The sequence below is a fragment of the Asticcacaulis aquihabitans genome (genome assembly GCF_032490435.1).
GTDB lineage: Bacteria > Pseudomonadota > Alphaproteobacteria > Caulobacterales > Caulobacteraceae > Asticcacaulis.
In genome coordinates this window covers 322,326-347,618 of sequence record NZ_JAVGWM010000004.1, presented here as the reverse complement: position 1 = coordinate 347,618, position 25,293 = coordinate 322,326, and the positions used below count along the sequence as shown (strand labels likewise).

25 protein-coding genes, 1 tRNA gene and 1 pseudogene are annotated in these 25,293 nt (G+C 59.3%); 15 read left to right on the top strand and 12 right to left on the bottom strand.

Translation table 11 applies throughout. The annotated features are described in order from the left end of the window. Positions 1–72 precede the first annotated feature (72 nt). Both RCJ00_RS15925 and RCJ00_RS15920 read left to right on the top strand, forming a co-directional pair. A tRNA-Thr gene (locus RCJ00_RS15925) sits at positions 73–148 on the top strand. A gap of 133 nt (positions 149–281) precedes the next feature. Beyond that, entirely contained in the window at positions 282–761 is a 480-nt protein-coding gene (locus RCJ00_RS15920; RefSeq protein WP_316223183.1) for an integrase arm-type DNA-binding domain-containing protein, read from the top strand. On the opposite strand, the gene RCJ00_RS20695 is transcribed toward RCJ00_RS15920, so the two are convergent. The 8 genes and pseudogenes from RCJ00_RS20695 to RCJ00_RS15885 form a co-directional block, all read right to left on the bottom strand. Next, positions 722–1,063: an immunity protein Imm33 domain-containing protein gene (locus RCJ00_RS20695; protein WP_524524939.1), complete on the bottom strand. Its 342-nt coding sequence runs from the start codon at positions 1,061–1,063 to the stop codon at positions 722–724. The two genes, RCJ00_RS15920 and RCJ00_RS20695, sit on opposite strands and share 40 nt — an antisense overlap. A gap of 276 nt (positions 1,064–1,339) precedes the next feature. Continuing rightward, entirely contained in the window at positions 1,340–1,906 is a 567-nt protein-coding gene (locus tag RCJ00_RS15915; RefSeq protein ID WP_316223181.1) for an AbiU2 domain-containing protein, read from the bottom strand. Positions 1,907–2,265: 359 nt separating this feature from the next. Then, entirely contained in the window at positions 2,266–2,700 is a 435-nt protein-coding gene (locus RCJ00_RS15910) for a hypothetical protein (protein ID WP_316223180.1), read from the bottom strand. Positions 2,701–2,709: 9 nt separating this feature from the next. Then, the gene (locus RCJ00_RS15905) at positions 2,710–3,057 is read right to left on the bottom strand and encodes a hypothetical protein (protein ID WP_316223179.1); all 348 of its coding nucleotides are present in this window, start codon (positions 3,055–3,057) and stop codon (positions 2,710–2,712) included. Between the two features lie 159 nt (positions 3,058–3,216). Then, on the bottom strand, positions 3,217–3,447 hold the full coding sequence (locus RCJ00_RS15900) for a hypothetical protein (protein WP_316223178.1): 231 nt from the start codon (positions 3,445–3,447) through the stop codon (positions 3,217–3,219). A 157-nt stretch (positions 3,448–3,604) separates the two neighbouring features. Next, positions 3,605–3,661: pseudogene (locus tag RCJ00_RS20670) on the bottom strand (hypothetical protein); the annotation flags it as partial. A 218-nt stretch (positions 3,662–3,879) separates the two neighbouring features. Next, a complete protein-coding gene (locus tag RCJ00_RS15890; RefSeq protein WP_316223176.1) occupies positions 3,880–4,509 on the bottom strand; it encodes a DUF2939 domain-containing protein in 630 nt (209 codons plus the stop codon). A gap of 61 nt (positions 4,510–4,570) precedes the next feature. Further along, complete coding sequence (locus RCJ00_RS15885; RefSeq protein ID WP_316223175.1) at positions 4,571–5,023, bottom strand: VanZ family protein; 453 nt, start codon at positions 5,021–5,023, stop codon at positions 4,571–4,573. 152 nt (positions 5,024–5,175) lie between these two features. On the opposite strand from RCJ00_RS15885, the gene RCJ00_RS15880 reads away from it, so the two are divergent. Both RCJ00_RS15880 and RCJ00_RS15875 read left to right on the top strand, forming a co-directional pair. Continuing rightward, positions 5,176–6,072 (top strand): peptidylprolyl isomerase, encoded by an 897-nt coding sequence (locus RCJ00_RS15880; protein WP_316223174.1) that lies wholly within the window; start codon positions 5,176–5,178, stop codon positions 6,070–6,072. A 213-nt stretch (positions 6,073–6,285) separates the two neighbouring features. After that, entirely contained in the window at positions 6,286–8,169 is a 1,884-nt protein-coding gene (locus RCJ00_RS15875; RefSeq protein WP_316223173.1) for a putative bifunctional diguanylate cyclase/phosphodiesterase, read from the top strand. A 9-nt stretch (positions 8,170–8,178) separates the two neighbouring features. Here RCJ00_RS15875 and RCJ00_RS15870 read toward each other — a convergent pair whose 3' ends face one another. After that, positions 8,179–9,813 (bottom strand): long-chain fatty acid--CoA ligase, encoded by a 1,635-nt coding sequence (locus RCJ00_RS15870; protein ID WP_316223172.1) that lies wholly within the window; start codon positions 9,811–9,813, stop codon positions 8,179–8,181. Between the two features lie 290 nt (positions 9,814–10,103). Here RCJ00_RS15870 and RCJ00_RS15865 point away from each other — a divergent pair, with 290 nt between their 5' ends. After that, complete coding sequence (locus RCJ00_RS15865) at positions 10,104–11,591, top strand: methyl-accepting chemotaxis protein (protein ID WP_316223171.1); 1,488 nt, start codon at positions 10,104–10,106, stop codon at positions 11,589–11,591. A 42-nt stretch (positions 11,592–11,633) separates the two neighbouring features. Here RCJ00_RS15865 and RCJ00_RS15860 read toward each other — a convergent pair whose 3' ends face one another. The 3 genes from RCJ00_RS15860 to RCJ00_RS15850 all read right to left on the bottom strand — a co-directional run bounded on the left by RCJ00_RS15860 (position 11,634) and on the right by RCJ00_RS15850 (position 15,330). Next, entirely contained in the window at positions 11,634–12,308 is a 675-nt protein-coding gene (locus tag RCJ00_RS15860) for a DUF4197 domain-containing protein (RefSeq protein WP_316223169.1), read from the bottom strand. 77 nt (positions 12,309–12,385) lie between these two features. After that, a complete protein-coding gene (ilvD, locus tag RCJ00_RS15855; protein ID WP_316223167.1) occupies positions 12,386–14,251 on the bottom strand; it encodes a dihydroxy-acid dehydratase in 1,866 nt (621 codons plus the stop codon). A 119-nt stretch (positions 14,252–14,370) separates the two neighbouring features. Then, positions 14,371–15,330, bottom strand: coding sequence for an alpha/beta hydrolase (locus tag RCJ00_RS15850; protein ID WP_316223166.1), 960 nt, complete (start codon positions 15,328–15,330; stop codon positions 14,371–14,373). Positions 15,331–15,692: 362 nt separating this feature from the next. Here RCJ00_RS15850 and RCJ00_RS15845 point away from each other — a divergent pair, with 362 nt between their 5' ends. The 10 genes from RCJ00_RS15845 (at position 15,693) to leuB (ending at position 25,285) form a co-directional block, all read left to right on the top strand. Continuing rightward, on the top strand, positions 15,693–15,842 hold the full coding sequence (locus RCJ00_RS15845) for a hypothetical protein (RefSeq protein WP_316223165.1): 150 nt from the start codon (positions 15,693–15,695) through the stop codon (positions 15,840–15,842). A gap of 102 nt (positions 15,843–15,944) precedes the next feature. Beyond that, positions 15,945–16,508, top strand: coding sequence for a dihydroxy-acid dehydratase domain-containing protein (locus RCJ00_RS15840; RefSeq protein WP_316223163.1), 564 nt, complete (start codon positions 15,945–15,947; stop codon positions 16,506–16,508). 33 nt (positions 16,509–16,541) lie between these two features. Then, positions 16,542–17,549 (top strand): ketol-acid reductoisomerase, encoded by a 1,008-nt coding sequence (ilvC, locus tag RCJ00_RS15835; protein WP_023457557.1) that lies wholly within the window; start codon positions 16,542–16,544, stop codon positions 17,547–17,549. A gap of 75 nt (positions 17,550–17,624) precedes the next feature. Continuing rightward, the gene (gene ilvG / locus RCJ00_RS15830) at positions 17,625–19,310 is read left to right on the top strand and encodes an acetolactate synthase 2 catalytic subunit (RefSeq protein ID WP_316223162.1); all 1,686 of its coding nucleotides are present in this window, start codon (positions 17,625–17,627) and stop codon (positions 19,308–19,310) included. After that, entirely contained in the window at positions 19,288–19,575 is a 288-nt protein-coding gene (locus RCJ00_RS15825; protein ID WP_316223161.1) for an ACT domain-containing protein, read from the top strand. Before ilvG ends, RCJ00_RS15825 begins: the two co-directional genes overlap by 23 nt. Continuing rightward, positions 19,572–21,164, top strand: coding sequence for a 2-isopropylmalate synthase (locus RCJ00_RS15820; protein WP_316223160.1), 1,593 nt, complete (start codon positions 19,572–19,574; stop codon positions 21,162–21,164). The genes RCJ00_RS15825 and RCJ00_RS15820 overlap by 4 nt, the downstream gene beginning before the upstream one ends. Next, the gene (locus tag RCJ00_RS15815; protein ID WP_316223159.1) at positions 21,161–22,105 is read left to right on the top strand and encodes a branched-chain amino acid transaminase; all 945 of its coding nucleotides are present in this window, start codon (positions 21,161–21,163) and stop codon (positions 22,103–22,105) included. Before RCJ00_RS15820 ends, RCJ00_RS15815 begins: the two co-directional genes overlap by 4 nt. A gap of 108 nt (positions 22,106–22,213) precedes the next feature. Further along, positions 22,214–23,626 (top strand): 3-isopropylmalate dehydratase large subunit, encoded by a 1,413-nt coding sequence (gene leuC / locus RCJ00_RS15810; protein WP_316223158.1) that lies wholly within the window; start codon positions 22,214–22,216, stop codon positions 23,624–23,626. 1 nt (position 23,627) lies between these two features. Next, the gene (leuD, locus tag RCJ00_RS15805) at positions 23,628–24,218 is read left to right on the top strand and encodes a 3-isopropylmalate dehydratase small subunit (protein WP_023457551.1); all 591 of its coding nucleotides are present in this window, start codon (positions 23,628–23,630) and stop codon (positions 24,216–24,218) included. Beyond that, positions 24,218–25,285 carry a 3-isopropylmalate dehydrogenase gene (gene leuB / locus RCJ00_RS15800; protein WP_316223156.1) on the top strand — a complete coding sequence of 356 codons (1,068 nt, stop codon included), beginning with the start codon at positions 24,218–24,220 and terminating at the stop codon, positions 25,283–25,285. The genes leuD and leuB overlap by 1 nt, the downstream gene beginning before the upstream one ends. Positions 25,286–25,293 lie beyond the last annotated feature (8 nt).

Here is a 25,293-nt window from a genome sequence, read left to right as displayed (position 1 = left end):
TTGGCAAGGCGATATGAGGCGTGTAAAGAAACGCGCCTGTTCGCGGGGCAAGTCCCCCGTTTCTGTTTCCGGGCCGCTTTAGCTCAGCCGGTAGAGCACCTCATTCGTAATGAGGGGGTCAGGTGTTCGAGTCACCTAAGCGGCACCACTACCTCGTTCGCCAAAGTCCGCGAATGTTTGAAAATCCAATAAAATCTGCTACTTTAGGCGCTAGCTGGCCGCTAGTGTCCGCCGCCGTTCGCCTACATTCGGGTGATTTGGGGGGCCATGATGGGGGCCACTTGGAAACAGCTAAAAAGCGTGGCCCCCAAATGACCCTCGTCTTTGCCCAACTGCGTAATGCCAAGCCTGGTCTCAAGCCCTACAAAATGGTTGATGAGAAAGGATCGTTCCTGTTGATTCAGCCTTCAGGCGGCGTGTTATGGCGGTTCAAATACCGCATCAACGGTCATGATGACGATGGCAGTGCCAAACGCATAGAGAAGAAACTCTGTCTTGGCACATATCCAGAGGTCAGCCTAAAGGTGGCTCGGGAGCGGCGAGACGAAGCACGACGTTTACTCGCAAACGACATCGACCCCGCTGAACAGAAACAACGTGATAAGCGCGCTGCGATGGCCTCGGCCGCAAACACATTCTGTCTGGTTGCCAAGGCCTACGTAGCGAAGAACCGGCAAGATGGTCTACCTTTTGCCATTGGTTTGATTAGCAAGAACGCCTCTTACTTCAGAAGGTCCTTATCATGCCAAACATCCTCATAATCCCCATCTATTAGAAAGCGCCAGCCAGGTGGCAGCGCTAAATAGGGTAGTACCACGGGCGCCCACTCTTCCAAATGCTTGCCATGAAAGGGCAAAAAGAAATCATCGTCATCGGAAAAATCCTCACCAGCCCAGATATACCAGCCGGACGTACCGTTCTCGGGAACCATCCTCAAACCATTCAGAGGACGTCGACCTTCACGAACGGTGAGCGAAACACCAAGCTTGAGATTTAGGTCACAGCCAAAAAAAGGGGCTTCTAACCGCGCACATGACACTTGCTGTAACGACCTAATATCCATCACGACACCCTCAGAAATCTTACCGAAAATGTATCGATGTTAATCGTCAAAGCGTCAACCGTACGCTTATGCTGATATTATGGGACTTAATGAGGAGTATGACTCAGCAAACGCTCTGTACCCGGAGATGACTAGAGGTTGACCTAAGGTAACTTAAAATTGGACTTAAAGGTATCTGAACCGGGCCGAAAGGTTGTGCTCCTAGAGGAGGCTTTAATTCGGCGACAGACATATCAAGACCTAACGAAGTGAGAACTCTCGCACCTTCGGTGCTACTTATGCGCCCTGCGCTGCCAATAATGCCAACAGTGTCTTCGTATTCGCACGCTGATCCTCTCGCTTCCAAATGTCGTAGAAGGGGACCGCGATGCATAGTGCGGCCGCGATTTCATAATAGGTTTCAGCCAAAGCACGAAGCTCTGAGGTGGTGATCGGGTATTTGTCTCGTATTTCGCGGAAGGTATGCTTTTCAGACCTGTGTGCAACGAGGGAATTCCTCTGATGCTTTATGTTCTTCAATACACGCGAGTGGGCATCGAGTTTATCACTGAGGGCTCTCTCAACGTTAGAATCAATTTTCCCTTCTCGTTGTGCCTCAAATATGAGCTTGCGCAAGCTCACGCCTTGGCCGCTGTCGATCATGTCCAAATGAACGATGAGGCTATGATATGCTGTTTGGCGAAGAACCCGAATTGGAGCAAACAACCCAGACGGAATCGGAGCATTACGGTGATCGTGGTCTTCAATCTCTTCATATACTTGGAGGTAGGCGTCAACATGCTTAGCCAGTCGCGACTGGTTCCAGATGCGATAACCGAGGTTGTGGAGAGCCGGTCTGGTCATAGAGATATAGGCCTACAAGCTTGGAAATATGTCAAAACGCGAATGCACCTCACTTGTAAGCAAGACTGAGGCTTATTGCTTCCATTGTTACCGCCATCGTGATGACTTTTTATAGCCCGAGCAAGTGACGCCATCACAACTTAACGGATGAGTTCTGCGTTTTTTCTAATCGTTGTATTGCGGCACGGCTCACGCCGTATGTCGACGCAGGATCATGGACTTTGATCAGGCTTAGATGCGCCACTCAGATAAATTTCCTAGTGGATGGCTTTGCGGTCAGCCTTGTTAACAAATTGCGTTCGCTGCATACCTGCTGTCGAGATAGACTTTCGTCCTCCCCTCGTAGCAACCCTACCGCCTCACACCCCGGTGAGGCGTCGTGAGATGAAGCGTTGCCATTCCAGCACGATCATACGGATAAAGAGAGGCAGGAGCAGGCAGTAGCCCCCGAACAGGCCTGCGGCAGTGATATAGGCGACAAGGCTCATCTGCCGGGCGGTGTAGAAGGCGACGTGTGTCAGAACCGCAAGCACCGTGAAAGCGGCGCAACAGGCCACCCAAAGCGCGCGCGTGCGTTCCGAATAATAGAGCAGTATCAGCATGGTAAGGACGTCGATGCACACCACGACCGAACCCGGACCATGGCCGGCATTGCTTTGCAGAAACGTGCTCAATATCCAGCTGACCGCAATAATGGCAGCTCCGTATCTTTCAACGGAGCCGCCGCGCCAGAAGGCGTAACCACAGACAATAACCGCAAGGACGTGCGAGAGGATCGCCCAAGTATATATCATTCTTGTCCTTTATGCCGCGACGTCTTCGCCCGGCACGCTTTCTCGAACAATGCCATCACCCGGCGGCTTTTGGTAGCCGCCGCCTATAGCAACAGCCCCGCAACCGATCTGTGTTTTGACTGCATCGAGGTGCCCGTGGGCGCGAACCATCGCCCCACGCGCCTTCGTTAAAGCCCTAATGGCTGCGGCGACTTCGCACAGGGCGTCCTGACCGATAACGGCCGATAATCGCGAATCGACACGCATGCGACTGAGGCTGCTGGCCAAGCCGGCCGTATCCGCCAGGGCTTGCTCAATGGCATTTTCAGACAGTATGAGTTGTTCGGCGCCATACAGCACCATATCAGATCGTTTCATGTTACTCCCCAAATCAATTGCGCCAACCGGCGTAGTGCGTGATTTGCTGAATAACCTGTATTATGCCGGCGACGGCGGCGACTATGCCCCCCACGAATATGAGGCTTATGATTGCCAACACCAGCACGAACCCTACCCATTGGGCAGGCGACAGGCTATTCAGCCATCGAGTGAGCCAACCCTTTCGTCCGTCAACCAGGCTATCGCTGACACCAGCGTGTAGATGGCTTTTTCCGTGCCCACCTGCATGTTGATCGTGCGCACCGTATTGATCGTCTCCGATACGTGGTGCGACTTCTGCGGGTCGGCCAGCATTTTCAGAACCATATCCAGTTCGTCGTAGCTGATGCTCAGGTAATTCTGTTGGTCGGGGTGATAAAGTTTGCTCATGGACCCAGTGTGGCCCATCTTCATCCGGGTCCGATATCCCTATCGGTGGGGGTCGGTAATCGATAGGGAGGCCTGCGGCGGCTTCATATTCCATAAGCATCCGTGCGGCTTCGCGACTGGTTGCGACGCCAAGCCGCTTCCGCGCCTCTTCGGTGTGGGTATCGACCGTATGCTTGCTGATATTGAGCGCGCGGGCGACTTCTTTCGCCTGCATATGCTGACCGACCAAGCGAAGGATTTCCTTCTGCCGTGGCGACAGGCTGTCCAGCGCGGATGCTTTGTCTGTCAATGATCCATTCCCCGAGTGACCATCCTGATATCAAATCGAAGATGCAATGTAATCCGGATTCGCGGCGGGGTATAGTTCTGGTGTTAGCGCTCACACCATCACACCGCGTAGACCACTTTGAGCTTTGCGCTTCCGCCCGCCGGTTATCCGGCGTTTTCGGGCGTCAGGAGTGCCTGGGACATGTCGATCTTGACCAACTTCCAAGAGAAGAGGTTGCGGCGTTCGAAAACGAAATCGATATGCTGGGCCGGCTTGGATTTGGGTGCGGCGGACGCGCGAAATCGATCCAGGGTCACATAGCTGTAGCTATGGACGGTATTGTCGTCGGCTTTTGACGGAGTCGGCGCGGGCGTAAGCTCTGTTTTTGAAGCATCAGGCTGGGAGGCGTCAGGTTGGGAGGCGTCAGGCTGGACCGGAGTAGCCGCGGGCTTCGCCGTCGCCATGGCGGCGATCCCTTCGGGTGTGACCATGGCATCCACGGCCCGTTCGGTGAGAGTAGGCACCATCATTTGCCCAAGACCCGCGAACGGGTTGCCCTTTAGCTCAGGATTGTTCTGCATTTTGGCCGTTAGCATGGCCGTGAGCTGCGATTTCAGGCCGTCGCGAACAGCGGGAAAATCCACCAGGGCTTCCAGTTGATCCTTATTTCCGGCCTTGGCCGCGTCCGCCAGCGCTTTCGCGGCAAAATAGGGCGAGGCAAAATAGGCACCGCCGATCGCAACCACCGCTATGCCGGCCAGTGCCGCCGCGATCCATGTTCCCGTCTTGCGCATATCGTACCCCCGAAATAATCGCGGTAACGGTACACAGCGCAATCACACGTGTAAATATTGTTTAGTCTTTTGTCACCAGATCGGTGAGCGTCTTATGCGCCTTGTTGAACGGCTGGTCCGTACGGCGGCGGCGCGGAGTGGCATTGAGCACGGAGCGGCGCATCGACTGCACCGTCATCGGGACCATGACCAGGGCCACACCGAAGGCATCCGCCAGCCAGTCGGCCATGTCGCCGTCGCGGCCCGTCATGGTCTGGACAACCTCAACCAGGCCGCCGCCGACGAGACATAGCAGAGCCACATCCCATTTTCGCAGCTTAGGCAGGGCCAGTATAGCCAGGCAGGTGATAACGAAGGTGGCAAGGACATGGCCTTCCTTGTCCGTCAGACCGATACGGGCTTCCTGACCGCCGAAGGGACCGAAGGCCAGAATACCCGCCGCTATGGTCAGCACCACAAGGCAGATACGGATCATCAGGGTCATTTTTTCAGCGCGGGTCATGGGCGGGAACATGCGGCAACTCCTGTATATTCTGTTGTGTAGCTTAACGAAGGAGTGCGAAAAGCTGGTAAAATATTAGGGTTAACAATTTGTCTTTCTGAATTTTCTGCTTGCGGGGCCCAGGTTACGGGTTAGTCTTCGAAGATACATTCCCGAGGGGTTCCATGATCAAGCGCGTTTTGATGGTCGGCTGTGCCGCCTTGTTTCTGTCCGGTTTTGCCCCCGTGACCCAGCAAGGCACGAAAAATGCCCCTTCGCCTCAGGAAGTGCTGGACGCAGCACCCGCAACGACCTGGATCGACGTGAAGGCGGACGACATCGTGGTCATGACGCTCGCCGACGGCTCGGTGATCGATTATCAACTGGCGCCCGATTTCGCGCCTGTCCACGTCGCCAATATCCGGCAATTGGTCCGGTCCGGCTATTTCGACGGCGCATCGATCCTGCGTGTGCAGGACGCCTATGTCGTGCAGTGGGGGCGCCCCGATGAAGACAAGACCGAAGCCAAGGGCATCACCGCCACGCCGCCGGCAGAATATGAATTCGGTGCCGGCCTGAAATTCACGCCCCTGCCCTATGCCGACGCCTATGCCAAACAAACCGGACACATCAAATCATGGCCCGTAGCGACCGATGGCAAGACGCGGTGGCTGGTGCATTGCTATGGCATGATCGGCGTGGCGCGCGATGTGGCGCCCGATACCGGCTCCGGCACCCAGCTCTATACGGTGATCGGCCATGCGCCGCGTCACCTCGATCGCAATCTGGCGGTCGTGGGCCGCGTGCTGAAAGGTATGGAGCTATTGACCGACCGGCCGCGCGGCACCGAAGAGCTCGGCTTCTACAAAGACGACACGCAGCGTATCAAAATCGTATCCACCCAAATGGCGTCCGACCTGCCGCAGATGGAACGCCCGGCCTTCCAGGTGCTGGACAGCGATACCCCGACCTTCGCGGCCTGGGTGAAGGCGCGCGCCAACCGCTCCGGCGCATTTTTCGTCCGCCCAGCCGGTGCGGTCGACATCTGCAATGCCCAGGCACCTGTACGACTTCATCCTTGAACACTGCCGCACGGCCTGGTTGCCGCACACAACCCTTTCGGGTTTTTTCTGAAAACGCATAAAGAGATTATACATATCGCCATGTTATCGTACCGGCTGAAAATCAGATAAAGAGCAGTCTGACTGAGACTGCCGGTACGGGTGTAGTCTTTGTTTTTTGGGAATTTTTCGCTTAAAAAAATCTTGTCGCTGTTTCGGGTTCAGACCGACAACATGGAGTTATTGCGCGCTCAGTTCGCGGCCTACTCCAAGCAGATCCCGCTTCTCTATTTCATCCTGTGCACCAATACTCTGGCGACCGCCTGGACCTTCTGGCCGCTGACGCCGGTCTGGCTGTCCATATACTTCCCCGCGATCCTGTGCGTCGTTTGCGTCATACGATGCCTGTGGTGGTGGAAAGCGCGGGATACGGCCCTCAGCGACGCAAAAATCGTTCGGCAAATGCGCCTGACGACGCACCTGTCGGTGGCCCTGACGCTCATCTTCACCATCTGGGGCCTGAGCCTCTATCCCTATGGCGATCCCTATGCCCGCGGTCAGGTCATTTTCTACATGGCCTTGACGGTCATCGGCTGCGTATTCTGTCTGATGCTTCTGCGACCTGCCGCGCTGGGCGTCACCATCACGGCGAACATACCCTTCGTCCTGTTTTTCTTCTTCGAAGGTCATTCCAGCCTGAAGGCGATCTCGGTCAACCAGGCACTGGTATCGGCCGCCATGATCATCATATTGCTCACCTATTCCCGCAATTTCGCACGACTTGTGGCATCCCAGGGGGAAACGCGCCGGCTGTCGGATGAAAATTTTCGCATCGCCAATCTTGACCTCCTCACCGGACTGCCCAACCGCCGCTGGTTCTTCACCGAATTGCACCGCCAGCAAGCCAGCGCGGCTGCAAGCGGTCGCGGTTTCGCGGTCGGCATCATTGACCTAGACGGTTTCAAGCCAGTCAATGACACCTATGGTCACGCCACGGGCGACCGCGTGCTGACCGAAGCCGCCCAACGCATTCAGACCGCGTGCAATACGAGCGTCATCCTGTGCCGGCTGGGCGGCGATGAATTCGGCTTCCTGATGGACGGCAATCCGGCTCCCGAAGACCTGCAAGCCCTGGGTAATGCCATAAACGATGTGGTAAGCCTGCCCTTCAGCATCGGCGGCTCCCATGCGCCACTCGGCTGCTCGATTGGCGTCGCCTTTTATCCGCGGTCGGCCGACACGGCGGAGCTGTTGTTCGAGCGGGCAGACTACGCCCTTTATCACGCCAAGCGCCATCTGCGCGGCCAGATGGTTATCTTCTCCACCGAACACGAAGAACAGATCCGCAGTCACGGCGCCATGGAACGCGCTTTACTGGCGGCCGATCTCGATACCGAATTGTCCATGGTTTTCCAGCCTATCGTAAACCTGAAAACCGGGCGGGCGGTCGCGATGGAAGGCCTGGCGCGCTGGCAGAGCCCGTCATTGGGCGCGATTCCTCCCGATCAGTTCATCGCGCTCGCCGAGCGCACGGGCCTGATTCGCAGCGTTACCAAGGCGTTATTGAAGAAGGCGCTGGCGGCGGCCATCTCCTGGCCCGACTCCTTGCGCATCTCATTCAATCTGTCGGCCCACGATCTGTCTGATGCCGAAAGCGTCGTTCAGATCATTGCCCTGGTCAACCAGTCCGGCATCAATCCGAAACGCATTGATTTCGAAATAACGGAAACGGCGATGACGCACGATTTCCAGCAAGCCTATGCAGCCGTGCGCACCCTGAAGGCGATGGGCGCGGGCGTGTCGCTGGATGATTTCGGCACGGGCTTCTCCTCGCTTAGTCACGTCCATCGCCTGCCGCTCGACAAGATCAAGGTCGACCGCAGCTTCATCACCGACCTGGGCCGCAATTCTGTCAGCCTGAAAATCGTCAAGTCGCTGACCGCCCTGTGCACGGACATGGGGCTGGACTGCATCGTCGAAGGCGTCGAAACCGAGGCGCAACTGGCGATATTGCGCGATCTCGGTTGCACACTGGCTCAGGGCTATTACTTCGCCCGGCCTATGCCGGCCGAAGCGGTTCTGGACTATCTCGACGAAGCAGAACAAAGGCGGGCCTGATCGCGTCCTTTACATCTTTTGGGCGTCGGGGTGGTTTTCGGCCCCGTAGAGTTCACGCAGAGCCGTTTTCAATATCTTGCCGGTCGCCGTGTGGGGAATTTCATCCACGACGATAAAGTCCTCCGGGATCCACCACCGCGCCACGAACGGTTCCACGACCTTGCGCAACTCCGCCCCAGTTATTGTCTTGCCGGGATGCAAGGCCAGGATAAAGCGGGGCCGCTCGCTCCATTTGGCATCGGCGCGCGCGATGACCGCGGCTTCGCGGACACTGGGGTGTTGGAGAGCCAGGTTTTCCAGCTCAATCGACGATATCCACTCGCCGCCCGTCTTGATGACGTCCTTCACCCGATCGACGATATTCATGAAACCGTCTGCATCGATCGTCGATATGTCGCCCGTACGGAACCAGCCGTCTTTCGTAAATTGATCCCGGTCGTCGAGATTGTAATAGGCAGACGCGACCCATGGGCCACGTACCTCCAGCTCGCCGCGCGTCTTGCCGTCCCATGGCAAGGTCTTCCCTTCGGCGTCGGTGATGCGCATCTCAATTCCGAAGGGCGACCGCCCGGCTTTCAGTTGCAGGGCCATTCTGTCTTCGGCCGGCAAATCTTCGTGGCGCGTATCCAGAACGCTGACAGCACCCAGCGGCGATGTCTCCGTCATGCCCCAGCCCTGAATGGCCAGCGCCTGATGAGCGGCGAATCCGTCGATCAGCACCTGGGGCACGGCGGCGCCGCCGATCACGACGCGACGCATGGGGGCTACGGACTGATTTGTCTGGGCGCAGTGGTTGAGCAGGTTCATCCATATGGTCGGCACGCCGGCCGATACAGTAACGCCTTCGCCGCGAATGACCTCCAGAAGACCCGGTCCGTCCAGGCGCGGTCCGGGCAGAACCAGGCGTGCCCCGACCAACGGTGCGGCGTAAGGCACGCACCAGGCATTGACGTGGAACATGGGCACGACGGGCATGACGGTTTCGTCCGGTCCAAACCCGAACAGGCCCGGCTGGTTGATTGCCATGGCATGCAGCACGGTGGACCGGTGGGAATAGAGCACGCCTTTTGGATGCCCCGTCGTACCGGACGTGTAGCACAGGCCCGAAGCGGTCCGTTCGTCGAACTGAGGCCACTCGAAAACAGGCGATTCCGCCACCAGCAGGTCTTCGTAGCACAGGGCGCGGTGCAAGATATTGCCCGGCATCTGTTCACGGCTGCCCATGACCACTACGCCCTTTACCGAAGGCAGGTTCATAATCATGGCCTCGACCAACGGCGCGAAACACGGGTCAGTGAAGATGTACTGATCCTGAGCATCGTTGATGATATATTCGATCTGCTCCTTGAACAGGCGCGGATTGACTGTGTGACACACCATGCCCGCGCCTGGAACGCCGTAATACATTTCCAAATGCCGGTAATTGTTCCAGGCCAGGGTGGCCACGCGGTCGCCAGTTTTAAGGCCAAGCCGGTTCAGGGCATTGGCCAGCTTGCGCGTCCGGACCAGTGCCTCGGCATAGGTATAGCGATGCAGGCTATGGTCTTCGTTTCGCGAAACGATTTCCTTATTGGGATGATACTTGGCGGCATATTCGAGAATCGAGGGGATGAGCAGAGGCGCATCCATCATCAGACCCAGCATGGCGTTTCCCTTAATCTGTATATATCCGACCTCATATTGCGGGTCTTGCCGTAAGTTAATCAGGAATTGACGCGAAGGTAAACTTATTTCTGCACCTCCCCTCCACCCGGCAGGAGGGTTGCAAATTGAGCATAAACGCCTCTAAGTTTATGATTTTTACCGAATTTTCCCTTCTAGCTCTGGCGGTAACCCAGTGTTAACGGCACCGCGTCTAGCAAAAAAACCTGTACCGCGTATGACCCACTCATTTTGCAAACGGGGCGCAAGAGCCTCCAAAGGATCAGGAGATCATGTTTTTCAAGGCACCGGGCGGTACCGATGGCAAGAGTGTGTTGGCGGCATTGGACGCCTCGCAGGCCATTATAGAATTTAAGCCGGACGGAAGCATCCTGACGGCGAACAGCAATTTCCTGACAACACTCGGATATACGCTCAGCGATATTGTGGGCCGTAACCACAGCCTGTTCTGTGCCCGCATCTACACGGAAAGCGAAGACTACCGCCGATTCTGGCGCGAGTTGGCGTCCGGCCAGTCTCAGTCAGGCAGCTTCAAACGATTCAGCAAGACCGGCGATGTCATCTGGCTTCAGGCGACCTACGCGCCTGTGCGCGACCTGTCGGGCCGCGTTATCAAGATTATCAAGTTGGCGACGGACATCACAGCTGCCAAGTTGGCCGAGATCGACCATAAGGGCAAGGTCGAGGCGCTTAACCGTTCACAAGCCGTGATCGAATTTACCCCATCGGGGAATGTCGTCACCGCCAACGACACCTTCCTCAAGACCATGGGCTACAGCCTGGCCGACGTTACCGGAAAACCGCACAGCTTTTTCTGCGACGCAGACTTTTCCAATTCCCCCGAATATCGCCAGTTCTGGGAACGCCTGCGCGCCGGACATTTCCAGACCGGAGAATTCGTCCGAATCGGCCAGGGCGGCCGCAAGGTCTATATCCAGGCCAGCTATAATCCGATACTCGATGACACAGGCCACGTGATCAAGGTCGTCAAGTTCGCCACCGATATGACGGCAACCGTGGAAAAGCGCCTGCGCAACGCCAACCTGAGCCAGAGCATTCATGGCGATCTCAATGGTCTTGTCGCCAATATGACGCAAGCGACACATATGACAGCCTCCGCCGCCACCGCCTCTTCCGAAACCGGGGCCATCATCAATTCCGTCGCGGCAGCCTCAGAAGAGCTGAACCACAGCGTCCGCGATATATCGACCAGTATGGGCCATGCCCGCCAAAGCGTCGAGGGCGTCTTCAAGCATGCGGAAAACGCCATCGTCTCCGCCGCTGGGTTAAACAAGTCCGCCGCCGCCATGAACAATATCGTCACCCTAATCCAGAGCATTGCCGGCCAGATCAACCTGCTGGCGCTCAATGCCACTATCGAATCCGCACGGGCGGGCGATGCCGGCAAGGGATTCGCCGTCGTGGCCAGCGAGGTCAAGACCCTGGCCAATCAGGCAGCGGCGTCCACCAAGACCATCGCCAGCGAAATCGCCACCATGCAAGCGGCCACGGGCGAGGTCGTCGATGCGCTGGACCTCATCTCCGGCTCGATGGACAGCGTGCTTGGCAATGTGACCTCGGTCGCCAGCGCTATGGAACAACAGAACGCCGTCACCAATGAAATCAGCCATAACATGCAGTCGGCGGTGTCGGCGGTAGAGCAGATCAACGACAGCCTGGGTCAGATCACCCACACCTTCTCCAACGTCGCAGCCGCGTCGGAAAAGGTGAGATCGGATGTGGAAGTGCTGGTCGCCTGAGGTGCTTTCGCCAAATGACGCGCCTTCGCCGAATGACGCGCTTTAGCCGAAAATCGCTTTCAGGATTTGCGTCGTCCGCTTGGCCGGATCGCGGCGGATGGCGGCTTCCTCGCTGCCGACATAGTAGAACAGGCCCTGCAGGGCCAGACCAACGGCATAGTCACCAAGATAGGTCTTGGCGTCCGTCTTGAGAAAGCCTTGCATATTGTTGCGCTTGACGACCCGGTCGAGATAATCGACGGCGCCGGTCTGCTGCATCGCGTTCTGCATCGGCGGCGTGAACGCCGTCTTCAGCCCAGGCGTCGCCGTGCGCTGGAGATACTGCGTCCCCGATGTGTCGCCACCGTTGATGATACCAACGGCATCCTTGATCGTCATGCCCTTGATGGCGTCGATGAAGAGGCCCTTGGCCGCCGGTGCCGCGCTTTCGGCGGCGCGATTCATGCGCAGGTGCAGATCGTCGAGCAAGCCTGACTGCCCCAGTGGTTTTAGCAGCTTCTGGGTCTTGGCCAGGGTTTTGGGTAAGGGAATCTGGATGCGCGTATCGCCCCAATAGCCATCAGGACGGGAGACCCGTTCGACAGCCGCCTGCGTCCCCTTTGTCAGGATATCGCGAAGACCGGTCTGCGCGTCTTTTTCGGACACGGCCTTGGCCCAGGCGTTACCGGAAAACCCCAGGACGCCAACAGTTCCCCATATGAATAGCCGTCTGTCCATGGTCGCTCCCCTTGTCACACCGGGCGAGCCTACAGCCAATAACCGCAAAATCCAGAGCTATTATGCACCGGACGCCCTCACCGCTTTAACTGGCCCAGATCACGCACCGCGCCGGTATCGGCGGAAGTGACCAGCGCTGCATAGGCTTTGAGCGCCGCTGAGACATAGCGTTCGCGGTTTTTCGGCGTGTAGGCGTCAACGCCACGATGTTCTTCGGCGGCCCGGCGTTCGGCGATTTCGCGGTCGGAAATGGCCAGATGGATGGACCGGTTGGGGATATCGATTTCAATCGGGTCGCCGTCCTCGACCAAGGCGATCAGGCCGCCCGCCGCTGCTTCGGGCGAGGCGTGGCCGATGGACAGGCCCGACGTGCCGCCGGAGAAACGCCCGTCGGTCAGAAGCGCGCAGGCCTTGCCCAGCCCCTTGGATTTCAGATAGGTGGTCGGATACAGCATTTCCTGCATGCCCGGACCACCCTTGGGGCCTTCGTAGCGGATGACCACCACATCGCCCGCTTCGATATGATTGTTCAATATGGCCGTCGTCGCCGCATCTTGAGATTCGAAAACCCGCGCCTTGCCCGTAAACGTCCAGATCGACTCATCGACGCCGGCCGTTTTCACGATGCAGCCCTTTTCGGCGATATTGCCGTACAGCACGGCCAAGCCACCGTCCCTGGTGAAGGCGTGCTCGACGCTGCGGATCGCGCCGGTCTGGCGGTTGCTGTCGAGTTCGGCCCAGCGCTTGCTTTGTGAGAAGGCCTGGGTCGTGCGCACGCCGCCCGGCGCCGCCTTGAAGAATTCGGCAACGCTGGAGTCGTTGGACGACTTGATGTCCCAATGCGCCAGGGCCGCCGCCAGGGACGGGCTATAGACCGTCGGCAACTCCCCGTGCAACAAGCCGCCACGATGCAGTTCGCCCAGAATGCCCATGATGCCGCCGGCGCGATGGACATCTTCGATATGGACGTTGGAGACGGCTGGCGCGACCTTACAGATGCACGGCGTGGTGCGCGAAATCCGGTCGATGTCCTGCATGGTGAAATCGACACCGGCTTCCTGTGCCGCCGCCAGTATGTGCAGAACGGTATTGGTCGAACCGCCCATGGCGACATCAAGGCGCATGGCGTTTTCGAAGGCTTCGAAGGTGGCGACCGACCGCGGCAATACCGAGGCGTCGTCCTGGCCGTACCAGCGCTCGCACATGTCCACGATCGTGCGGCCCGCCTCGCAGAACAGGCGCTCGCGGTCGGTATGGGTGGCCAGAGTCGTGCCGTTTCCGGGCAGGGACAGACCGAGCGCTTCGGTCAGGCAGTTCATCGAATTGGCGGTAAACATTCCCGAGCAGGAGCCGCAGGTCGGACAGGCATTTTCCTCAACCGCCTGGACCTGTTCATCAGAAATGCGGTCGTCGCCGGCCTGCATCATGGCGTCGACCAGGTCGAGCGCATGCTCCCGGGCCACGCCGTCCTTATCCGCCCATACGACCTTGCCGGCTTCCATCGGACCGCCCGACACGAAGATGGTCGGGATATTGATGCGCATGGCGGCATTGAGCATGCCTGGCGTGATCTTATCGCAGTTCGAGATGCACACCATGGCGTCGGCGCAGTGGGCATTGACCATGTACTCGACGCTGTCGGCGATCAGGTCGCGGCTGGGCAGGCTGTACAACATGCCGCCATGCCCCATGGCGATGCCATCATCGACAGCGATAGTGTTGAATTCCTTGGCGACGCCGCCGGCGCGCTCAATCTCGCGCGCGACGAGTTGCCCCAGGTCCTTCAGGTGAACGTGGCCAGGCACAAACTGAGTGAAGGAGTTGACCACGGCAATGATCGGCTTGGAAAAATCGCCGTCCTTCATCCCGGTTGCCCGCCAAAGCGCCCGTGCGCCCGCCATGTTGCGGCCGAAGGTGGTGGTGCGGGAACGTAAAGCGGGCATGATAGTTACCTGTGTAAGCAAATCTAGGAGAAACAAGGCTTTGCGGGATTGCGCCTATATAGGCTTGTCTGCCGCAATGGCAATATTATTCGTCGCGTATTTGACCAGGGTCGCGGAGGCTATTTTACGTCGCGCCATAGCCAGCGAATGATATCGGGCAGCAGCGCGCCGCCATGTTCGCCCGTATGACCGCCATCGCCCCAGACATATTTAAGGTCGTAGCGCGCCGGGCCCAAATTCCATTTGTCGGCATTGGCGTTGGCCCATTCGATCGATTTGACCATCTGCTGATTGGCCAGGAACCAGTTGCCATGCTCATTGTCGAGATCGTTGGAGCCGTCCTGCATGAAGATGCGCAGCGGGCGGATCTTCGACTTGCGGATCAGACCGGGATAGGCGTCGCCGCCGGGGATGTAGGGTGTAGTAGCTGTCGCCGGGCGCATGCCGATGGACGTGTAGGAACCGATCAGGCTGATCACATTGCCAAACGCCTCTGGATGACGCCACGCGACGGTGAATGAGGCTATGGCACCGCTGGAACCACCGCCGATGATGCGACGCTTCGGATCATTGGTGAACCTGTACGTCTTGGCGACTTCGGGCAGCAGTTCCTCGATCAGCATACGCCCGAACGTATCATCCAGCGCGTCATATTCTTCGGCGCGATGGTCGGGATTGCTCATGCCGAGCGTGTCGGGATAATGCTCACCCGTATTGCCGGGCGTCACGAATATGCCGAGCGTCGGGGCGATGTCGCCCTTGGCGATCAGATTGTCGAGCACGACGGGCACCTTTTCCGACCCGGCTATGGCGCGTTGACCGTCCTGATAGACAATAAGATTCGGCGGATTGGCGGCGTTATATCCGACCGGCACATAGACCCAGTAGCGGCGAACCGTGCCGGGAATCAGCTTGGAATGAAATTCCATCGGCCCCAGCAACTGGCCATGCGGCACATTTTGAACTTGGGAATCAACGGTCGGCGGATATTCGCCGGGTGTGCGCCCGTCCGTATGCGGTTGCGCGGCGGCCGGAAGCGCCATGCAAAACAGAATGGCTGCGGTGACAATCGCCTTCATGATATCTTCCCTGTGTTTGCACCATGTGTTCGTGCCCTGGGGTTTTCACCCTGGATTTTTTGCAATGATAGGCTTCAGCCAGCGGTTGGCAAGGCACGGAAGCCGCCAGGGCGGATGGTTGCCGCTGAAACCGGGACATAAGTTTTCGCATTTTGCCATCACAGGGCCGTGATTTCCGCCTTTTGCCACCAAGAAATGAAATACTTTTTCCTTACATGTGGATTTTTAGGTAAAATATTTTGCTGCGTCGCCGTAATACCCGGAATTGCCGGAAAATTTTTCCAAATTTTCGATTGCCATTTAAACAAACATCTGTCTATATGTGGACACACGCACCCACACCGGGCGGCGGGGAGATCGTTATGACCCAGGCTTCGGCCATTGCCATTACGCAAAACAAGACGCGGGAGCTTTACGCTCTGGCGACGTCTTTTGCCATGGTTGTCATTATCGTAGACCTCGTATCGCTGCTTATTGGAGGCGTAGTACGCCCCCTAATGCCGGAGTGGTAGCGCAGGTTTAAACACCCGCACTTTCGAGGACAAAAATCCTCCCGCTCCCCAAACGAGCGGGATTTTTTCGCACATCTGACCTTTAGAAACCGAGACATCGCCATGACCATCCAGACCCTGAGAAAGCAAGACACCACCGCTCCGTTCGGCGCCGGTTCGCTTGTACGCTCGCAGCAGGGCGGTTTTGCGATTATGCACGGTACGCTTGCCCCCGAAGGCTGCGTCATTCGCACCGGCGCGTTTGCCGAGGACGTGTTCGATGGCACGGCGCGCGTCTTCGGCCACGCCGAAGCGGCGCAGGACGCCATCTTCTCGGGCGAAATCAAAGGGTCTGACATCATCGTCATGCGCGCCGCCTCGGCGGAAGCGCTGTCGGCCATCGCCCGCGCCCTCGACATCATGGAACTGAATGGCGTCTGCGTCCTGACCGACAGCCGCATCGGCAACGGGTCGCACGGCCGCATCATCGGCAACTGCGCCCCGTCGGCCGCTGCCGGCGGTCCGATCGCGCTCGTCCGTGATGGCGACACCATCCATATCGACATCGCCACCCGCCACATCGACCTGATGACCGAAACCGCGGCCCAGGGCGCCCAGAAATTCACCGCACATATGCCGAAGTCGTTTGCCCCCGGCGAACGCTACGCGCGTATGTTCGGCGCATAACTTCAACCTACTCAAGAGACTACGGAGCCTATTGTGAAGATCTATACGAATGACGACGTTTCCCCCGACAGCCTGAAGGGTGAGCGCATCGCCATCATCGGCTACGGCAGCCAGGGCCGCGCCCACGCCCAGAACCTCCGCGACTCCGGCGCGGATGTCATCGTCGGCGTGCGTCCCGGTGGTGCCGGCGAGGAAAAGGCCAAGCACGACGGCCTGCAAACCGCCGACCTGGCCGACGCCGTCAAGGACGCGACCATCATCGCCATCCTGACGCCGGACATGAGCCACGCCGAGATCTACAGCAACATCATCGAAAAGCACGCGCCGAAGGGTTCGGCCCTGCTGTTCGCACACGGCTTCTCAGTTCTGTATGGCCGCGTCGTTCCGCGCGCCGACATGGACGTCATCCTGGTCGCCCCGAAGGGCCCGGGCGACCTCGTTCGTCGCGAATATCAACGTGGCCGCGGCGTGCCGTCGCTGTTCGCCGTTGACAAGGACGTGTCCGGCCAAGCTGCGCGCAAGGCGCTGGGCTATGCTCGGGGCATCGGTGGCACCGTTGGCGGCGTCATCGAAACCTCCTTCAAGGAAGAAACCGAAACCGATCTGTTCGGCGAACAGGCCGTCCTGTGCGGCGGTACGACCGAGTTGGTCCTGATGGGCTTCGAAACCCTGGTCGAAGCCGGCTATCGTCCGGAAATCGCCTATTTCGAATGCCTGCACGAACTCAAGCTGATCGTCGATCTGCTCTATGAAGGCGGCTTCGCCAAGATGCACTCCTTCGTTTCGGAAACCTGCAAGTATGGCGACCTGGTTTCGGGCCCGCGCATCATCAACGCCGAAACGCGTGAGCGCATGCGCGACGTCCTCAAGGACATCCAGAGCGCCAACTTCGCACGTGACTGGATCCTGGAAAATCAGGCCGGCCGCCCGCGTTACAACGCCCTGATGAATGCCGACCTCAACCACCCGATCGAAAAGGTCGGCAAGGATCTGCGCGGCCGCATGAGCTGGCTGCAAAACAAGGCAAACGTCGACGCGTAACTGTCGACTTCTCCGGCGGCGGGTCATAGGCAGACCCGCCGCACCCCTTCTATTTGAATGATCTGAGATTTTTTGATGAGCAACCAACCTACCGGAGCCCAACTGGTCATCTCCACGCTGAAAGCGCTGGGGGTTGAGACCCTATTCGGCTATCCGGGCGGGGCGATCATGCCCATCTATGACGCGCTGGCCGGTTCAGGCCTGAAGCATATCCTGGTGCGCCATGAGCAGGGCGCGGCGTTTGCCGCTGACGCCTATGCGCGCGCCACGGGCAGCGTCGGCGTCTGCATGGCCACTTCCGGTCCCGGCGCCACCAATCTGATTACCGGCATAGCCAATGCCTATATGGACAGCGTGCCCGTGGTCTGCATCACTGGCCAGGTCGCCACGCACCTGATGGGTACGGACGGCTTCCAGGAAGTCGATATCCTCGGCATCTGCCTGCCCATCGTCAAGCATTCGTGGCTGGTCCGCGATCCCGCCGATATTCCGGCCATACTGGCCGAGGCCTTCGCCATCGCCGCCGAAGGTCGCCCGGGTCCGGTCCTGGTCGATATCCCGAAGGATGTCGCCGCCGCCCATGTCGCCGTGTCGTCCGCTGCGTCCTTTCCGGAATGGACCCCACCCGCACCCGATGCTGGCGCGATCAAGGCCGCCGAAAAGCTGATTGAACAGGCCAAGCACCCGCTGCTCTATATCGGCGGCGGCGTCGAAATCGGCGACGCGTCCAAGGAAGTGCGCGATTTGGTCGCCCGTACGGGTATCCCCGCCGTTTCGACCCTGAAGGGCATCGGCACCCTGCCGACCACCGACGATCTCTATCTCGGCATGCTGGGTATGCACGGCACCCGCGCCGCCAATATCGCCGTTCAGGACGCCGACCTGCTGATCGCCCTGGGCGCCCGGTTCGACGACCGCGCCACGGGCAAGCTCAACGCCTTTGCCCCGAACGCCAAGATAATCCACGCCGATATCGATCCGGCCGAGATCAACAAGCTGCGCAAGGCCGATGTCGCCATCGTCGGCGACCTGAAAAAGACCGTCGCCGGGCTGAACCCGAAAATGCCGGGGATCCAGAAGTGGGTCGAAAAGTGCAAGGCCGACAAGTGGGAACACCGCTTCAAATATAATGCGCCCGGCAAGGGCATCTACGCCCCCGGCCTGCTGAAATCCCTGTCGGAAAAGGCCGGTGACAAGTTTATCGCCGCCTGCGACGTGGGTCAGCACCAGATGTGGGTCGCACAGCACTGCGAATTCGCGCACAATCGCGCCCACCTGACCTCGGGCGGGTCCGGCGCCATGGGCTATGGCTTGCCGGCCGGCGTCGGCGCCAAGCTGGCAAAGCCCGACCACCATGTCGTCACCATATCCGGCGACGGCTCCTTCATGATGAACATTCAGGAGATGGCGACCTTAAACCGCTATAACATCCCCCTGAAGATCGTCCTGCTCGACAATTCCTCGCTCGGTCTGGTGCGCCAGTGGCAGGAACTGTTCTACCAGGAAAATTACAGCGAAATCGACCTGTCGGACAATCCCGACTTCGTCGAGGTCGCCAAGGCCTTCGGCCTGAGCGCGTTCCGCATCACCCATCGCCATGAGGTCGAAGGTGCGCTGGACAAGCTTCTGGCCGCCGAAGGCCCTACCCTGTTGCATGTGTTGATTGACCCGAGAGAGAACGTCTGGCCGCTCGTGCCGCCGGGCGCTTCGAATGCTGAAATGATGGAGGAGCGTTGGGATGAGCCACTTGATTCATATTGAGCTGGATCGCCTGGAAGGCTCCTTGCTGCGAATTCTGGGCCTCGTCGAGAGACGGGGTTTCAACATCGATGGTGCTGAACTCTACGATCTCGGCGAGGACAAGCGCGGCCTGTCTCTGACAGTGCGGCCGCGCGACCTTTCCCGCAGCCTGGATATCCTGGGCCTTCAGATCGATCGCCTGTACGGCATCAAGCGCCTGGCCAGTGACCCGAGGGGGCAAGCCACGCCATCGCCTACAGAGCCCAAAGCAAAGATAAATGCATGAGCTATGTCAGTCCGCTTCAGGACCCGAACCGTATCCTCGTCTTCGACACCAGTCTACGCGACGGTGAACAGGCGCCCGGCTTTTCCCTCGGTGTAAAAGAAAAGCTGATGATGGCCCACGCACTCAAGGAATTGGGCGTCGACATCATCGAGGCGGGTTTCGCCGCCTCCTCTCCCGGCGACGAAGCCGCCCTGCACGCCGTGGCCTCGGAAGTCGAAGGCCCGACCTTCTGCTCCTTGTCGCGCGCCCTCGAATCCGATCTCGATGCCGCCGCCCGTGCGCTCGAACCCGCCAAGCGGTCGCGCGTCCATATCTTCCTGGCGACGTCACCTATCCATCGCGCGGCAAAGCTGAAAAAGACTCGCGACGAGGTGCTGGAAATCGGTGTCCGCGCCGTCTCCTATGCCGCGAAGTTGTTCGACGAAGTCGAGTTTTCGCCGGAAGACGCCATCCGCACGGAGCCGGACTTCCTGACCGAAATCTGCCAGGCGGTCGCCGATGCCGGTGCGACGACACTGAACATCCCTGACACGGTCGGTTATTCGACGCCGAACGAAATCTTCCGCATCTTTACAGCGTTGAAGTCGCAGATCACCGGCCATCCGGACATGGTCTATTCGGCGCACTGCCACAACGACCTGGGTCTGGCCGTCGCCAACACCTTGTCGGCGATCGATGCCGGGGCACGTCAGATCGAATGCACGATCAATGGTATCGGCGAACGGGCCGGCAATTGTTCGCTGGAAGAGGTCATCATGGCGCTCAAGGTCCGTCCCGACCTGTACAGCGTCACGACCGGCATCGATACCACCAAGCTGACCGGCGTGTCGCGTATGTTGTCGCGCGCCACCGGCAGCGTCATGGTCCGCAACAAGGCGATCGTTGGAAAGAACGCCTTCGCGCACGAAAGCGGCATCCATCAGCACGGCATGCTGAACGATGCTCGCACCTACGAAATCATGCGCCCGGAAGATGTCGGCCTGGAAAAGTCGAACATGGTGTTGGGCAAGCACTCCGGCCGTCATGCCATCGCCAAGCAGGCCGCCGCAATGGGTCACGTTCTTGACGACAAGGCGCTGACCGAGGTCTTCCAGGCCTTCAAGCGCCGCGCCGACGAAATCGGTGAGATCGACGAAAACGAATTGAAGTCGCTGCTCAACCGGACCAATGCGCATGGCGATACCGCGCGTATCTCCGGCGTCCGCACCCAGGTCATCCGCGACCGTACCGACATCGCGCTCGACCTGTTGCACGACGACCGGTCGTTGCAAACGGTGCGCGGCGAAGGCAGCAATGCCTTCGAAGCGGGCATGGATGCGCTGAGCAAGGCCTATGGCATCACGGCGCAGGTCGCCGACTGCGAAATCACCCAGGCCGGGTTCGATTTCGAAGGCGGCGCGTTTGCCGAAATCAGTCTCAATATCAAGGGAGAGGTTTATCGGGGCCGTGGTCGCGGCCCCGACCCGGTATGGGCCGGATTGCGCGCATTATGCGATGCGTTTGAAAAATCCGTCTTCTTGGCGCTCGCGAATGAGCGTAAAGACGTTGCCCCAGATACCACTCCTATAAAGATTGCTGCAAACACATGACAAAACTCGCTGACAAAATCTGGATGAACGGCCAAATGCTGGCTTGGGAGGACGCGAATGTCCACGTCCTGACCCACGCCCTGCACTACGGCACCTCTGTCTTCGAAGGCATCCGCGCCTACGACACACCGAACGGTTCGGTCGGCTTCCGTCTGCGCGACCACCTGGTCCGCCTGGAAGATTCCGCCCGCATCTACGGCATCAAGATTCCCTACACCCTGGAGCAGATGATCCAGGCCTGTAAGGACACCCTCACCGCCAACGGCCTGAAAAGCGCCTACTGGCGTCCGGTCGCCTTCCTGGGTGAAAACGGCCTGGGCGTTACGCCGAAGGGCGATAATATCAAGGTCGACCTGGCCATCGCCGCGTTTCCGTGGGGCGCTTATCTCGGTGAAGAAGGCCTGCTGAAGGGCGTGGATGTCTGCGTTTCGTCGTGGCAGCGCGCCGCGCCGAACACCATTCCCAATGCGGCCAAGATGGGCGGCAACTATCTGTCGTCCTACCTGATCGGTAAGGAAGCGCGCGGTCGTGGCTACGCCGAAGGCATCGGCCTGGGCACGGATGGCCGTCTGTCGGAAGGCGCCGGTGAAAACCTGTTCCTCGTCATGAACGGCAAGATCCACACGCCGCCGGTCGCCGCGTCCATCCTGGGCGGTATCACCCGCGATTCGATCATCAAGCTGGCCAAGGCCGACGGTTTTGAAGTCGTCGAACAGGCCCTGCCGCGCGAGATGATGTATCTGGCCGACGAAATCTTCATGTGCGGCACCGCGGCGGAAATCACTCCGATCCGCAGCGTCGATGACATCCCCACCCGCGCCGCCGGCCCGGGCAAGGTCACCAAGCGTTTGATGACCCTGTTCCACGGCCTGTTCAACGGCACGACGGAAGACCGCTTCGGCTGGCTGGACCCGATCCAGGCGACCGTTCCGGCTGAGTAAACCAACACCACAGCGTGCGCGGGGCGGCCCGCCACGACGTGAATTTTTACGCATGTGTTCAGGCGTTTCGGCAAGCCCGAAACGCCTGAACTGAAACACGAGAGACCCATGACCGCTAAATCGCTGTTTGAAAAAGTATGGGACGCGCACGTCGTCGAGCCGGAGGGCGCCACCAGCCCCGCCGTGCTGTATATCGACCTGCACCTGGTCCACGAAGTCACGAGCCCGCAGGCCTTTTCCGAACTGGAAGCGCGCGGCCTGAAGGTCCGCCGCCCGGACCGCACCTTCGCGACGCTCGACCATTCCATTCCGACCCTGCGCCCGGATGCCCAGGGCAACCGGCCCTACGTCACGGAACAAGCGAAAAAGCAGGTCGAAACCCTGGAACGCAACGCCGCCAACAACGGTGTGCGCCTGTTCGGTTACGACGCGGAAAACCGGGGCGTCGTCCACGTTATCGGGCCGGAAATGGGCCTGACCCAGCCTGGCTATACCGTTGTCTGCGGCGATAGCCACACCTCTACCCACGGCGCCTTTGGCTGCATTGCATTCGGCATCGGCACCTCGGAAGTCGGCCACGTCCTGGCCACCCAATGCCTGGCCCAGCGCAAGCCCAAGACCATGCGCATCACCATTGACGGCAAGCTGAAACCCGGCGTGACGGGCAAGGATGTCGCCCTCACCGTCATCGCTACCTTGGGCTTCTCCGGCGGCACCGGCTACGCGCTGGAATATGCCGGCGAAGTTATTCGCGACCTCGACATGGAAGGCCGCATGACGGTCTGCAACCTGTCCATCGAAGCCGGCGCACGCTGTGGCATGATCGCGCCCGACCAGAAGACGGTCGATTGGCTGCGTGGCCGGGAATATGTGCCGCAAGGCGAAGCGTACGAAACCGCCGCTCAGCAATGGCTGGCGCTCAAGTCGGATGATGGCGCCGTCTTCGACAAGGAAATCCGTATCGACGGCTCCGCCATCGAGCCCATGGCCACCTGGGGCACCTCGCCAGACCAGGGCGCACCGATCGTCAAGGGCGTCCCCGTCGCCACCAACGAAGACCAGGAACGCGCCCTGAAATATATGGGCCTGCATGGCGGCGACAGCCGCGATGTCGCCAAGGTTGATGTCGTCTTCATCGGCTCGTGCACCAATGGCCGCATGGCCGACCTGCGCGCTGCCGCCGAAATCTTCAAGGGCCGCCATGTCGCCGAAGGCGTGCGCGCCCTCGTCGTGCCGGGCTCCGAATGGGTCCGCATCGAGGCCGAAAAGGAAGGCCTGGACAAGATCTTCACCGACGCCGGCGCCGAATGGCGTCTGCCGGGCTGTTCGATGTGCATTGCCATGAACGGCGATTTCGTCCTGCCGGGCCAGTTAGCCGTCTCGACGTCCAACCGCAATTTCGAAGGCCGCCAGGGTCCGGGCTCCCGCACGGTCCTAGCTTCACCGGCCACGGCCGCTGCCTCCGCCATCGCCGGCCATGTCGCCGATCCCCGTCAATTCATGGCTCTGGAAAGCGCATAAGATGAGCAATCAAGAACCCGTCAACACCTTTTCATCGCGCATCGTCGTTCTGCCCGAAGCCAATATCGACACCGACCAGATCATCCCGGCGCGTTTCCTGACGACCACCACTAAGGCCGGTCTGGGCAAGGTCGCCTTCAACGACTGGCGCTACAACGCCGATGGCTCGGACAAGGATTTCATCCTCAACCAGATCGACGCACAAGAGCATCAGGTGCTGGTGGCCGGCAACAATCTCGGCTGCGGCTCGTCGCGCGAACATGCGCCGTGGGCGCTGATGGATTATGGCTTCAAGGCGGTGATTTCGACGGAAATCGCCGACATCTTCAAATCGAACTCGTTGAAAAACGGCCTGCTGCCGGTCGTCGTCGATAAGGCCACCTACGATAAGCTGCTGGCCAATCCGCAACAGCGCGTCACCATCAATCTGGAATCCTGCGAACTGTCGCTCGAAGACGGCACCGTCTTCCACTTCCAGGTCGAGGAATTCGCCCGTCAATGCCTGCTCGAAGGCGTTGACGCCATGGGCTGGCTGATCAAGCGTCTGCCGCAAATCGAACAATACGAACAATCGAACGGAAAGGCCGCCTGATGAGTACCTATAATATCGTTGTGCTGCCGGGTGACGGCATCGGTCCGGAAGTCGCCGCCGCCGGCGTATCGGCACTGAAAGTCATCGGCGAAATCTACGGCCACAGCTTCAATTTCGATGAAAAGCGCATCGGAGGCATTGCCATCGACACCGACAACAACCCTTATCCCGAAGAGACGGACAAGGCCTGTCTGGCGGCCGATGCCGTGCTGCTCGGCGCCGTTGGCGGTCCGAAGTGGGACCTGGGCAAGATGCGTCCGGAGCAGGGTCTTCTGGCGGTGCGCAAATCGATGGGCCTGTTCGCCAATCTGCGCCCGATGGAGGTCAAGGCTTCGCAGGTGCATCGCTCGCCGCTGAAGGCCGAAGTGGTCCAGGGCGCCGACATGCTGATCGTCCGCGAATTGACCGGCGGCCTCTATTTCGGCAAGCAGACCCGCACCGAAACCTCGGCCACCGACGAATGCGTCTACACGGTCGCCGAAGTCGAACGCGTCGCCCGCGTCGCCTTCGAAGCTGCGCGCAAGCGCCGCAACAAGGTCACCAGCGTCGATAAGGCCAATGTCATCGAAACCTCGCGCCTGTGGCGTGAGACGGTTATCCGCCTGCACAAGGCCGAATATGCCGACGTCGAGCTGGAACACAATCTGGTCGATTCCATGGCCATGCACCTGGTCACCCGTCCGACCTCGTTCGACGTCGTGGTGACCGAAAACATGTTCGGCGACATCCTGTCCGATCTGGCTTCGGTACTGCCGGGCTCCATCGGCCTGCTGGGCTCCGCCTCGCTGGGCGCAACCGGTAAGGGCGTCTATGAGCCGATCCATGGCTCAGCCCCGGATATCGCCGGGAAGGATCTGGCCAATCCGATCGGCACGCTGAAATCGGTGGCCATGTTGTTGCGCTTCTCGCTCAATCTGCTGACGGAAGCTGACGCACTGGACGCGGCAATTGATGCGATCGTCGAAAAGGGTGTCCTGACCCGCGATCTGGGTGGCACCGCTTCGGGCTCTCAGGTGTCGCAGGCCATCAATGAGCAAATTCGCGCCGCCGCATCGGTCGCCGCGTAATCTGATCC